Origin of the sequence: Plesiocystis pacifica SIR-1 (assembly GCF_000170895.1) — a bacterium.
Taxonomy (GTDB): domain Bacteria; phylum Myxococcota_A; class Polyangia; order Nannocystales; family Nannocystaceae; genus Plesiocystis; species Plesiocystis pacifica.
This window is the reverse complement of the sequence record NZ_ABCS01000171.1, coordinates 1-11,818: the sequence shown is the minus strand read 5'-3', so window position 1 is coordinate 11,818 and position 11,818 is coordinate 1. Positions and strand designations below refer to the sequence as shown.

Genomic DNA, 11,818 nt, shown 5'->3' with positions numbered 1-11,818 from the left:
GGCGCGAGCCTCCCGGGCCCCGGCGGTCCGCTGCGCCCGGCGAGCCACGGCCCTTCGCCTGGCCTCCCCCAACCGGGGATGAGTCAGCCTGGCATGTCGCAGCCCGGCATGTCGCAGCCCGGCATGTCGCAGCCTGGGATGAGCCAGCCTGGCATGTCGCAGCCCGGCATGAGCCAGCCCGGCATGAGCCAGCCCGGCATGGGTCAGCCCGGCATGGGCCAGCCCGGCATGGGCCAGCCCATGTCGCAGCCTGGCATGGTCCAGCCCGGCGCCGCCACGACGCAGCCCGCGATGGCCCAGCAGGCCATGGCGGAGCCCGAGCAAAAGAAGACGCCGGTCTTCCTGATCATCGGGATCATCGGCGGCGCCCTCGCCATCTTGGGGCTCGTCGCCTTCTTCGTATTCGGCCGCGGTGAGGGCAAGGACGAAGGCGAGGAGGACGAGGGCGCGGCAGTGGCCGCCGTCGGCGGCTTGAGCCTCGAGCTGACCCCGCCCGACGCCACCGTCAAGGTCGACGGCACCGAGCACGCCGGCGCTTCGCCCCGCGTGATCACCGGGCTGACCGAGGGCGCGCACAAGCTCGAGATCAGCAAGGACGGCTTCATGCCCTTCACGCAGGACGTGACCATCACCGGTGGTCAGACCCTGAGCCTGCCCATGAAGCTGCAGTCGGCCGCGGTCACCCTGACCATCAAGGTCGAGCCGGCGACCGCCGCGGTCACCCTCGTCTCGGGCAACACCCCGACCTCCGTGGGCACGGGCCAGGCCTCCTACAGCCACCCGCTGACCCGCGCCGCGGGCACGGACTACAAGCTCGAGGCGACCGCCGAAGGCTACGACAAGGTCAGCGTGCCGGTGGTGTTCACCGGCGACGCGAACCAGGAGGTCTCGCTGACCCTGGTCAAGGCCGGCGGCGCGGCTGCGCCCACGCCCGAGCCGGCGGTTGCCCCGACCAAGAAGAAGGCGCCGGCCAAGAAGAAGGCCCCCGCCAAGGCCAAGACCGCCGAGCTCAAGATCGGCACGGCCCCGGGCAACCCCCCGGCCACGGTCTACGTCGACGGCAAGAAGCAGTCGAAGAAGACCCCGGTGTTCGTCAAGGTCGCCCCTGGCAAGCACACCGTGAAGTGGAAGTGGGACGGCGGCGGCTCGGACAAGCAGAGCGTCAGCGTCGGCGACGGCGAGTCCAAGCTGCTCAAGGGCGCCAAGTAGGCCCGAGCCAGCGTTGCACTCCCGACCAAGGGGCTCTCCGCGGAGGGCCCCTTCGCTTTTGCTATCCTCTGGCCATGCGGAGGATCGGCGGCCTCGCTGCCCTGCTCGTGCTCGGGGCCCTCAGCGTGACGACCCACCAGACGGTTCGTGACGCCCGCGCCGAGTTCCCCCGCGACGCGGACGTGCTCTACCTGCCGCCGCCGCAACACCTCCAGCCCATGAGCCTCGGCTACCGCGAGGCCCTCGCGGACCTGATCTGGATCCGCGCGGTGATCTTCGCCGGCGACCGCATCGGCGCGACCAACTACTCGTGGATCATGGAGTATCTCGAGGCGATTTACACGCTCTCGCCGCAGTTTCGGCGCCCCTACGCGTGGGGGGGGGTCGCGTTCATCTACAGCGGGGAGGCCATCGACCGCGACATGGTCGACCGCGCCATCGAGCTCTACCGCCGGGGCATCGCCCACTTCCCCGAGGACCACGAGCTCTTGTTCGCCCTGGGCATGCTGCTGACCCGCGACGTCCAGAGCGTGGCGGGCTACGACGAGGTCGAGCGCGAGCTGGCGATGGAGGAGGGCACGGCGCTGATCCGCAAGGCGGCCGCGTTTGGGGCCCCCCCGCTGGTTCGGCAGCTCGCCGCGACCTTGGTGACCCAAGGCGGCGCCGATCAGCTGGCGATCCAATTCCTCGAGAGCCAGCTGATGCAGGCCGAGGACGAGGAGCATCGCCGCCTCCTGCGGCAAAAGCTGGAGTCCGTCGTCGGGGAGGCGGGCTTCGAGCAAGTCCAGCGGCTGCGCGCCGACTTCGAGGCGGAGCACCAGGCCGACCTGCCCTACGTGCACCCCGACCTCTACGTGTTGTTGCGGGACTAGCAGGCCGGGGGTTTCCTCGACACGAGCCACAGCACGCCCCCGACGCGCGAGTCCTTTGTCGCCAAAAGCTCGCAGTACACCCGGTACAGCTTCGTTTTGGCTTCGCGGTCTCGCACGCCGGTGACGCACTGTGGCCCGCGCCGAGAAAATCCCCGGCCTACCGAGAAAGGCAGCCGCCCACGGGTTCAACGCCAGCTGAGTCCGTAGACGACGCTTTCGTGGATCATGGGTCCCGGCGCGGCCGGGGTGGGCGACTGCTAGCAAGCTGCTGAGATTCGACGCGCGCTCCCCGGAGCTGGCACGGCGGGCAGATCGAGTAGACTGATCGGGCGCGTGGTGGCTCTGTGGACAGCATCGTTGGTGGCTCTGGCGCTCGGTCCTGGCACCGAGTTCGGGTTCGCCTCGGTCGTCGCGGGCCCCGAGGCGGCGCCCGTCGACCCTGGTGTTCACTTCGCCCCCGGCTTCCCAAAGCGCGATCGTGAGCCTCTCGAGGAAGCCCTGGCGCGGTCTTTGAATGGTGCTTGTGACCCGCCCCCGTGCGTCGGTCCCAGCTGCGAAGCCGACGCGCCCATCCTGAGCCTCGCGCTGAGCGGAGAAGACCGCATGTACCTGCTGGACTGGGCCCTGACCCACCCGACGCTCGACGAGCCCTTGCGTCGCCAGACGAGCTGCGAACTGTGCAGCTTGGCCGAGGTGCGCCTGCAGATCGCGGCGGACGTCGGCAGGATGTGCACCTTGCTCGAGCTCGCTACGGCCGAGCCGGCGAGCGATGTCGGGCGCGAGCCGGGGGAGGATTCGCCGGGGCCGGTGCTCGTGGGCGGGTCCGGGAGCGGTGGCCCGGAGGAGCCGCCCGGTTCCGGACGGGGATGGGCGCGCGCCGCGGGTTGGGCCGCGATCGGCACGGGGGCCGCCCTGACGATCACCGGCATCGCGCTCATGGCCACCAACGGTCGACCCTACGGTCAGCTGTGCTCGGGCGCCGACGTCGACGCGGACGGAGACTGCCGCTACGTGCTCGACACCCTCCCCGCCGGGATTGGCTTCGCCGTCGCCGGGGTCGCGCTGGCCGGCGGCGGCGTCGGGCTGAGCGTGTGGGCGCGGCAAGATAGACGCGCGCAGGCCCGACTGATCGGGGTCGGCGTGAGCGGGAGCTTTTGACGATGGTGCGCGGCGATCGACGAGCGGTGTGGAGCAGGGCCTGGCCCGTGGGCGTGGCCGCGCTCGCGATGGCGTGCTGGCTCGAGCCCAACCCGGAGTTCGACGGTGGTTCGGCGGACGACGAGGTCGGCACGGAGGACACGAGCGAGTCCGGGGGCGGGAGCGAGTCGGGCTCGAGCGAAGGCGGGAGCTCTGGCGACGCGAGCTCCGGCGATGACACGGATACGGGGACGGACACGGACACCGATACGGGGATGGGCGACGGCTCGGAGGAGGGCGACGACGACGACGATCTGTGCCCCGAAGGGCTGATCGACTGCGACGCTCGAGTCCCCGGCTGCGAGTCGAGCGTGGACGACCCCGAGACCTGCGGCGGCTGTGGGCACAGCTGCTTGTTCGGCGGCGGGTTCCAAGACTGCGACGCGGGCGTGTGCTCGGCCTCGCTGGACCTCGACATCCAAGCCGACACCTTCGTCGACGGGAACATGGCCCAGGCCAACTTCGGGAGCGCGCCCGATCTGAACGTGGCGATCGACCAGCGACAGGCCTTGATCCACCTGCCCCTGCTCGACCAGCTCCCCGAGGGCGCGGAGATTCAAAGCGCGAGCCTGCGGATCCGCATCGACGCGGGCGGTGGCGCCGCGCTGGACGTGTTCCGAGTCGACGAGCCGTGGAACCCCGAGACGGTGACGTGGTTCAGTCAGCCCGACCTCGCCCCCGGGATGCCCGTCAACTACGTGACGAACGACGGGACCAACAACCTCGATCTCGGGCCGCTCCTCGAGCTCTGGGGCGAGCTCCCCCACGGCATCGCCATTCGGACCATGAGCCCGGTGCTCGTGACGATCCGAAGCGCCGAGCACCCCTCGGCGATTGGCCCGAGGTTGACCCTGGAGCTGAGCTGGTGAGCGAGGCTCGAGAGCGTCGCGCTCCCGTCAGCTCGATCGTGCTCGGGGCCACCCAGGAGGACACCGAGGACTCCGCGGACGGAGGGGTGCTGCGCCCGGCGGAGGAGCTGACGGCCCTGCGCGCGGGCTCGGTGCTCCCGGGGACTCGCCTCGAGATCGTGCGCTGGTTGGGCCAGGGCGTGGCCGGGGTCGTGTTCGAGGTCCGGCACCTCGACATCGAGCGGCGCTTCGCCGCCAAGCTGCTCCACGCCGGCCACAACGAGGGCCGGGCCCGGCGTTTTCGGGCCGAGGCGCGCATGCTCAGCCAGCTCGGCTCGCCGTGGATCGTCGAGGTCTTCGACTTCCGCGAGTACGCCGACGGCCGCTCGATGTTCACCATGGAGCTGCTCGAGGGCCCGAGCCTGTCGGCCAGCTGCGAGGGCAGCGGCGTCGAGGTGGGCCGGTGGTTCGCCATCGCCCGGCAGGTCTGCAAGGGCCTCGCCGACGCCCACGCCCACGCCCTCATCCACCGCGACATCAAGCCCGAGAACCTGGTCCTGACCCGCGACGCCCAGGGGCGGGAGCGGGTCAAGATCGTCGACTTTGGCCTGGCCACGCTGATCGGCTCCGAGGGCACGCGGCGCTGCGGGACGCCGGCCTACATGGCCCCGGAGCTCTACCTGGGCCTCGAGCTCGACACCCGCGTCGACCTCTACTGCTTCGGCGCGACGCTCTACCACCTCGCGTGCGGGCAGCTGCCCTTCATGGGCGAGAGCTCGGCGGTGGTCTGCCGGGCCCACGTCGAGCGCAGCCCGGAGCCGCCCTCGAGCCACAGACCGCTGCCCCCGGAGCTCGACGCGATCGTGCTGCGCTGCCTGGCCAAGGTTCCCCAGGAGCGCTACGCCAGCGCCCAGGAGCTCGAGGCGGCGCTGATCGAGGCGCAGCTCGAGCTCGGCCTGAGCACCGCCGTCGACGATCTGCCGGTGCCCGAGCTCGACGACGAGCGCCGCCGGGCTCGGCTCGAGCGCGGGCTGAAGGCGCTGCGCGACCAACAGTGGCACGCCCGGCGTCGCCGTCGGCGACGGGTCCGCGGGGTGAGCGTGGGCCTGGCGGCCGCGCTGGCGCTCGTGGGCGGCCTGGGTCTGCGGGCGCGGGCGCAGACCCAGGCGCAGCTCGACGCCATCGTCGACGCCGAGCTGCGCGAGCTCGAGGATCGCGCGCACGCGGCCGGCGATCGAGCGCGCTGGGTCTATCCGAGCCCCGACGATCCCGAGGGCGACACCGCCTACCGCATGGTCGAGCGCATCGAGGGCCTGGACTCGGCGCGGGCTCGGGTGAGCGGCGCGCGGCTGCGCGAGCAGTTCAGCACGACCCTGGTCGGCCTCGGGGACACCTACTGGGACGCCGACGGGGGCCGCGGCTTCGCCCGCGAGTTCTACACTCAGGCGCTGCTCTTCAACCCCGACCACGCCCGGGCCGGCTCGCGGGCGCGCTTGCGTCCTGCCGTGCTGGCGCAGGTCCGCGAGCAGGCGTCCACGGGGGAGTTCAGCCGCGAGGAGCTGCTCGACGTCGAGGTCCTCGACAGCCTCGCGGATCCCGATCCGGCGGCGCGTCAGCGCGGGCTCGATGGGGTGCTGGCCAGCGACCGCCTCTCGAGCCGAGAGGCGGCGAAGCTCGAGCGCCTCCGCGAGGACATCGAGGCAGAGGCAGAGGCCGAGCCGGAGCCCCGTCCAGCGATGGCCGCAGCGGTGATCCCCGGGCCCGTCGTCGACTCGGCGACGGATGAGACCGGCGAGACCGGCGGGACCGAGACCGGCGAGCTCGATGCGCCGAGCGAAGACGAGACCGGCACCTCCGAGGCGAACGACGCCGACAGCGTGCGTGAAGACCTGCTCCGATCGGCCCGCCGCGCCTACGCCTCGGGGCGGCGCAAGGCGGCCGAGCGCCTCTACACCCAGGTGCTCCGCGATCACCCCCGGGACCTCGACGCCCTCGTGGGCCTGCACCGCATCAACTTCGACAGCGGCGACTACCAGGACGCCCTCGACTACGCCGAGCGGGCGGTGAAGATTCGCCCTCGCCAGGGGCGGCTGCGGATCTTCGCCGGGGACGCGTGCATGAAGGTGCGGGACTACGGCTGCGCGCGGACCCACTACGAGCAGGCCGCGGCGCTGAACCATGCCCGGGCCAGGCAACGCCTCGAGCTCCTCGGCACCAAGGGCTGACCTTTGCGCTGACTGTTGGGGCCGCAACCAAAACGAAAGGGCACCCTTGGGGGTGCCCTTCGCGTTGCGAGCAAAGCGTCGCGTACTCGACGGCTTACTCGACCTCCTGGTCGACGTAGAGGCCGATGGCCGCGTTGACACCCTGGATGTCGCCGGCGCCCGAGCGCTCGTAGGTCGAGAACACGGAGTCATCGTCGAGGTCGGCGAAGGCCTGCGCGGTGAACTGGCAGGTGCCGTAACCGGTGATCGTGTTCACGGCGATGAAGTTGTAGTGGAAGTAGTGGCCCTGCTCCTGCATGTAGTTCAGGCCGTTCCACACGGGGTTGTCGTTCCACAGCGCGATGTCGTAGTAGCCCGCGCCGCCGCCACCGGCGGCGGGGATGCAGCGACCACCCGGGCCCAAGTTGCAGTTGAAGGCCTCGGGCGGCGTGATGCCGGCCTCACCACCGGTGGGCGAGCCGTCGGGGTGGGGGCAGCGGTGGGGGGCGATGTCCTGGACGTTCGCGCCAGCGGAGATGAAGGCGGTCGCGCCACGGTCGGCGTGCTCGGCCTTGAAGAAGCTCGAGGCGGCGTCGTAGATCTTGGCGAGCTGGGTCTTGGCCTCGGCCGTCTTCGCGCGGCGCATGTACTTTTGCAGCGCGGGCACGGCGACGACGGCGAGGATGCCGAGGATCGCCACGACGATCATGAGCTCGATGAGGGTGAAGCCCTTGGCGTTCTTCTTCGCGGCCTGAAGTTTCTGGATGTTGATGTGCATTGTCCTGTCCTTTGCTTGCGTGACCGTCCCAGGTCGCGTGTCGAATCGTTGGTCGTCGTGATGTTTTTCGAGCGTGGGCGTCGGCGTCACTCGCCGATGTTGCTGTCACCCATGGATACGTCGGAGGTGAAGTGCGCGGTCGTGAATTCCCAGAAGGTCCCGTCGCGGTCGAAGTCGCACTTGGCGAAGGCCATGAACCAGTTGCGGGCGTAGAAGCGGTCGAGCTGGGGACCGGCGGGGAAGACCTCGGCGGCCAGGGGCGAGGCCGGGGGCACGTCGCCGTACTCACCGGTCGAGCCGTCGCCCGCGATCACCCCGTAGGCGCAAAAGCTCTTGCCGCCTTCGGGCATGAAGCCGAGCACGTCGAAGCCGTGCTCCGCACCGCCCTCTTGGAAGTAGGGCGTGCCGGCAGCGACGGCGTCGCGGGTGTAGGCCTCCTGGTCGGCGTACCACTGAATCGCGTCGGTCTCGTTTTGGAGATCGCCGGGCGCGACCGGGTAGGTCTCGTTCTCGTCCGAGGAGGTCGAGGCGTAGTGACCCCGAAGGGACAGCATGTTGTTCTCGCGCAGGGAGAGGTTGGACAGGTCGCCGATGACCTCGGTCCGCCGCGCGTTGCGGATGTTCTTCGTGTATCCAACGATGGCGAGGGTGGCCATGATCCCGAGGATCGCGACCACCGTCAGGAGCTCGACGAGCGTGAAGCCTCGCTGCGTTTGCCGCTGCGTCTGCGACTGCATCAGGCGCATCGAACTCGCTGGAGCGAGGAGGCCATGACGCGCATTTGCGCAGACAGTGTTGGGCTTGCTTGCCATTCGTTCGCTCCCCTTGGAAGCATGACGCGTACCGATTGAACTCTTCACGACATCTGAAATGATCTCAATAAGTTAGGGAAGGGGCAATTTCAATCTTGGCGATGAATTGCCGTGTAATGTCCATTTGGCCGACGAAAGACGCGAGGGTGACCGGATGGGTCACCCTCGAGATCGGGTATGCGAGCTTTCAACGTGGGTCACGATGCCCCACGTCCACGACTCAGATGCCTTCTCCAAGGCACCAAGTCCATTGCCCACCAAGCCAAAGCGGAGGAGCGGAGCGACGAAGCGCGCCCGGTCGCAGGCGGCCGTGGGGGCAAACCAGAACGCAGAGGGTCGGCCATCACCGAAGTCGAGGCTTCGGCCTACCAAGGATGAAACAGCCCCCCCCGCGGACTACCGAGCGGTCAGCTTCGTATCAGAGACTGTGAATGAATCCACGCCCCCGCGAGCGGGGGCGACCACGAGCCTTCTCCAAGGCACGAACTTCATTGCCCACCAAGCCAAAGCGGAGGAGCGGAGCGACGAAGCGCCCCCGGTCCCAGCCGGCTGTGGGGGCAAAACAGAACTCAGTTGCCGACCTCGTCGGAGCTGCGTCCGACTTCGATGCCCAACTTTTGCAGGCGGTAGCGGAGCGAGCGGAAGCTGATGCCCAGCAGCTTGGCGGCGCGCTTGCGGACGCCGCCGGACTGGCCGAGGGCGGCGAGGATCAGCTCGCGCTCGAGCTCGGCGAGGCTCTTGTCGAGATCGATGGGGAACTCGGGCCCGCGGGCGCTGGTGGTGGGCCGTGGTCGGCTGCGCTCGGGAAGTGGTCGGCGCGAGCATGGACGAGGCCTCGAGGGCACGGCGCGCTCGATCAGGTTCTCGAGCTCGCGGACGTTCCCGGGGTAGTCGTAGGCCAGCAGCCAGTCGAGGGCTCGGGCGAGACGCCCTCGAGGTTGCGCTTCATCTCGCGGTTGAAGCGGTCGAAGAAGCGCTCGACGAGGAGCGGGATGTCTTCGCTGCGGTGGCGCAGGGGCGGCAGGACGATGCGCACGACGTCGAGGCGGAAGTAGAGATCCTGGCGGAATTCGCCGGCCTCGACGGCGGCCTCGAGGTCGCGGTTGGTCGCCGCGACGACGCGGCAGTCGACCTCGACCTCCTCGTTGCCGCCGACTGGACGGATGGCCCGCTCCTGCAGGACTCGCAGCAGCTTGACCTGCGTGGCCGGGTCGATCTCGCCGATCTCGTCGAGGAACAAGGTGCCACCTTGGGCGACCTCGAACATCCCGCGGCGCCCGGCGGCGGCCCCCGTGAACGCGCCCTTGACGTGGCCGAAGAGCTCGGACTCCATCAGCTGCTCGGGGATGGCCCCGCAGTTGACGGGCACGAAGGGGCCCTCGGCGCGCTCGGACAGCTTGTGCAGGGCGCGGGCGACGAGCTCCTTGCCCGTGCCGGACTCGCCGCGGATGAGGATGTTGGTGCGCGTCGCCGCGACCCGGCGGACGAGCTCGAAGACCTTTTGCATGGCCTCGGAGCGCCCGACCATGCGATCGAGGGTGTGCACGCCCTTGAGCTCGTCGCGGAGCCGGCGGTTCTCCGTGCTCAGGGCCCGACGCTCGAGGGCTCGCTGGACCACGACCTGGATCTCGTCGACCTTGAAGGGCTTGATCAGGTAGTCGTAGGCGCCGATCTTCATGGCCTCGACGGCCGTATCGGTGGTCGCGTAGGCCGTGACCATGATGACCTGGGGGGCCGAGGGCAGGGCGCAGGCGTGGCGGAGGACCTCCATGCCAGGGACCCCGGGCATGGTCAGGTCGGTGATCACCACGTCGTAGCGACCTTCCTCTTCACTGAGGAGGCGCAGGGCGTCGGCGCCGGACTTGGCCGCCGTGACTTCGTGACCTGCACGGCCGAGACAAACGGCCAGGAATTCGCGCATGCCGACTTCGTCGTCGACGATCAGCACCCGGCCTGGGAGGGCGTTGGCAACTGCCACCGCCACAGCTTACCGGACGGGCCTGGCCTCCGGGGGTCTAGCAGTCGCCCACCCGGCCGTAGAGCCGGGATCAGGACTTGGGCCGCGAGATGCTCGCGGATCCGGAGCTCGACGCCGAGATGGCGCTGATCAGGCTCGAGGAGAGAGAGGTGCGCGGCGATCCGCCCTCGCGGATCGAGGGATCGCTGCGGTGCAGGCGTCGGAGCACGACGAGCAGCTGCGCGCCGAAGTGGCGGACCACGCCCATGTCGCGCAGAACCCACTCGAGGCGGGCGAGGAGCCGCCCGACGACGGGGATCTGCAAGGTGGCGTTGTGGGGGATGAGCACGCCGAGGCCGTGTACGCCGAGCAGCTCGAACTCCTGGGGGACGAGGCGCTGAAAGCGGGGGAGGGTGTCCCAGCGGGTCAGGCCGTAGCGATCGCCGAGGATCATGCGCCGGCGCGAGACGACGGTGACGGGGTTGCGGATGCCCTCGACGATGCCCCGGAGGCTGCGCGGGTTGGCGATCTGCACGAACAAGGTCCCCCCGTCGGCGGTCACCCGCGCGGCTTCGCGCAACAGCTGAACGGATAGCCGCTCTGAGGTTTCCGTGTCGTGGCCGAGGTGGGGGAAGGTCCGCAGGCAGTAGACGACGTCGAAGCTGGCGTCGCGGTATTCGTGCAGGTGAACGCCCGGCTCCCCCTCCGCCCGGGCGAGGAGCTCGTCGGGGTCGGGGAGGTTGAGGGTGCCGTCCTCTCCATAGAGCTCGGTCGCCGGGAGGAAGCCCGAGGCCTCGACGATCTGCTTGGGGATGGTCTCGAGGTTGCCCTTCTCGACGATCGACAGCCGATCGCCGACCCGCTCGCTGATCCATTCGGCGATCTCGGGGCTGCCGTAGCCGAGGTCGAGGACCCGCCGACCCGGGACGTGGCCGAGGAGAATGTCGCCGATCAGGCTGTCGACGAGCCTCGACCAGGGGCTGCCGACCGCGTAGGGCCCGGTCATGGCCGGGAGCGAGCCGCTTTCCGTGGAGTCGTCGCTGGGCCGGGGCCGGGGCTGGACCCGGGGCCCGACCCGAGGGGCTACACGGGCGCGCAGGTCGATGGGCGCGTCGATCTGCATGCGCTGGGCGGCCGAGGGCCCGGCAGGTTGGCTTTCTGAGCCGTTTTGGACCGGGGAAGCGGGGGTGGGTGGCTGTGGGTCGGAGGGCTCGTCCACGCTCGTTTGGGGCGACGCGGCGTCGCTCGTCGGCGCGCCGTCGGGGTCTTTGCGCTCGGGGGCGAGGGGGGGCTCGGCCGAGCCGGGGTCGTCTGGTTCGGCAGCGTCGGCAGGTGGCACGGCTGCTTCGTGCCGTTTCGTTGACCCGCTCACAGCGCCCATGGTACGCCTTTCCACGCCACACCGAACGCTCGGGGGACGTAAATACATGCCCACCAAGATCCTTGCGATCGACGATTCCAAGACAATGCGCTTGGCCATCAAGATCACCTTTGCGGCGGAAGACGCCAAGGTGACCGCGGTGAGCAAGGGTTCCGAAGCCGTCGCTCGCGCCAAGCAAATGAAAGCTGACGTGGTCCTGGTCGACCACACCCTCGCTCAAGGCGAGCCCTCTGGCTTCGAGGTCGTCCAGGCCCTCAAGTCCAACCCAGCGACGGCGAAGATCCCCGTCCTGATGTTGATCCCGGCCAAGAACTCGCCGATCTCCGAGGCGGACGTCTCGGCGGCGGGGGCCGATGGCTTCATCGGCAAGCCATTCGACACGGCTCAGCTCATCGAGAAGGTCAACACCGCCATCGCAGGCGGCGCCCGGATCCCCGCGGCGGCTCCCGCAGCGCGCAAGCCCGCGGCGGCTCCCGCAGCGCGCAAGCCAGCCGCACCGCCCGCGTCGCGCAAGCCCGCGGCACCTCCGGCCACGCGCAAGCCCGCGGCACCGCCCGCGT

11 protein-coding genes are annotated in these 11,818 nt (G+C 69.8%); 6 read left to right on the top strand and 5 right to left on the bottom strand.

The genetic code is table 11. From position 1 onward, the window contains the following. The 5 genes from PPSIR1_RS39910 to PPSIR1_RS45270 form a co-directional block, all read left to right on the top strand. Nucleotides 1-1,209 (top strand): PEGA domain-containing protein (locus PPSIR1_RS39910; protein WP_232296639.1); only part of this gene is annotated, 1,209 nt, incomplete at its 5' end. 74 nt (nucleotides 1,210-1,283) lie between these two features. Then, entirely contained in the window at nucleotides 1,284-2,081 is a 798-nt protein-coding gene (locus PPSIR1_RS39905) for a hypothetical protein (protein WP_006977012.1), read from the top strand. A gap of 360 nt (nucleotides 2,082-2,441) precedes the next feature. Beyond that, nucleotides 2,442-3,239 (top strand): hypothetical protein, encoded by a 798-nt coding sequence (locus PPSIR1_RS39900; RefSeq protein ID WP_006977011.1) that lies wholly within the window; start codon nucleotides 2,442-2,444, stop codon nucleotides 3,237-3,239. A 53-nt stretch (nucleotides 3,240-3,292) separates the two neighbouring features. Continuing rightward, nucleotides 3,293-4,147: a DNRLRE domain-containing protein gene (locus tag PPSIR1_RS48885; protein ID WP_157596483.1), complete on the top strand. Its 855-nt coding sequence runs from the start codon at nucleotides 3,293-3,295 to the stop codon at nucleotides 4,145-4,147. Next, a complete protein-coding gene (locus PPSIR1_RS45270) occupies nucleotides 4,144-6,351 on the top strand; it encodes a protein kinase domain-containing protein (RefSeq protein ID WP_006977009.1) in 2,208 nt (735 codons plus the stop codon). The genes PPSIR1_RS48885 and PPSIR1_RS45270 overlap by 4 nt, the downstream gene beginning before the upstream one ends. A gap of 94 nt (nucleotides 6,352-6,445) precedes the next feature. Here the strand turns inward: PPSIR1_RS45270 and PPSIR1_RS51130 are convergent, their stop codons facing one another. The 5 genes from PPSIR1_RS51130 to PPSIR1_RS39870 form a co-directional block, all read right to left on the bottom strand. After that, nucleotides 6,446-7,108, bottom strand: a complete 663-nt coding sequence (locus PPSIR1_RS51130; RefSeq protein WP_006977008.1) for a type IV pilin protein — start codon at nucleotides 7,106-7,108, stop codon at nucleotides 6,446-6,448. 86 nt (nucleotides 7,109-7,194) lie between these two features. Then, nucleotides 7,195-7,845 carry a prepilin-type N-terminal cleavage/methylation domain-containing protein gene (locus tag PPSIR1_RS39880; protein WP_006977007.1) on the bottom strand — a complete coding sequence of 217 codons (651 nt, stop codon included), beginning with the start codon at nucleotides 7,843-7,845 and terminating at the stop codon, nucleotides 7,195-7,197. A gap of 644 nt (nucleotides 7,846-8,489) precedes the next feature. Beyond that, nucleotides 8,490-8,822 (bottom strand): helix-turn-helix domain-containing protein, encoded by a 333-nt coding sequence (locus tag PPSIR1_RS51090; protein ID WP_476704298.1) that lies wholly within the window; start codon nucleotides 8,820-8,822, stop codon nucleotides 8,490-8,492. Then, a complete protein-coding gene (locus PPSIR1_RS39875; RefSeq protein WP_275935402.1) occupies nucleotides 8,777-9,898 on the bottom strand; it encodes a sigma-54-dependent transcriptional regulator in 1,122 nt (373 codons plus the stop codon). Before PPSIR1_RS39875 ends, PPSIR1_RS51090 begins: the two co-directional genes overlap by 46 nt. A gap of 70 nt (nucleotides 9,899-9,968) precedes the next feature. Continuing rightward, nucleotides 9,969-11,216 carry a methyltransferase domain-containing protein gene (locus PPSIR1_RS39870; protein ID WP_198154724.1) on the bottom strand — a complete coding sequence of 416 codons (1,248 nt, stop codon included), beginning with the start codon at nucleotides 11,214-11,216 and terminating at the stop codon, nucleotides 9,969-9,971. Nucleotides 11,217-11,304: 88 nt separating this feature from the next. Between PPSIR1_RS39870 and PPSIR1_RS49850 the strand changes: the two genes are divergently transcribed. Continuing rightward, on the top strand, nucleotides 11,305-11,818 hold a 514-nt coding region (locus tag PPSIR1_RS49850; protein WP_006977003.1), incomplete at its 3' end, for a response regulator.

Excerpts from the sequence above, each read along its gene's own strand:
- PPSIR1_RS39905 (WP_006977012.1), top strand. The coding sequence starts at position 1,284 with ATGCGGAGGATCGGCGGCCTCGCTGCCCTGCTCGTGCTCGGGGCCCTC.
- PPSIR1_RS51130 (WP_006977008.1), bottom strand. The coding sequence starts at position 7,108 with ATGCACATCAACATCCAGAAACTTCAGGCCGCGAAGAAGAACGCCAAG.
- PPSIR1_RS39880 (WP_006977007.1), bottom strand. The coding sequence starts at position 7,845 with ATGCAGTCGCAGACGCAGCGGCAAACGCAGCGAGGCTTCACGCTCGTC.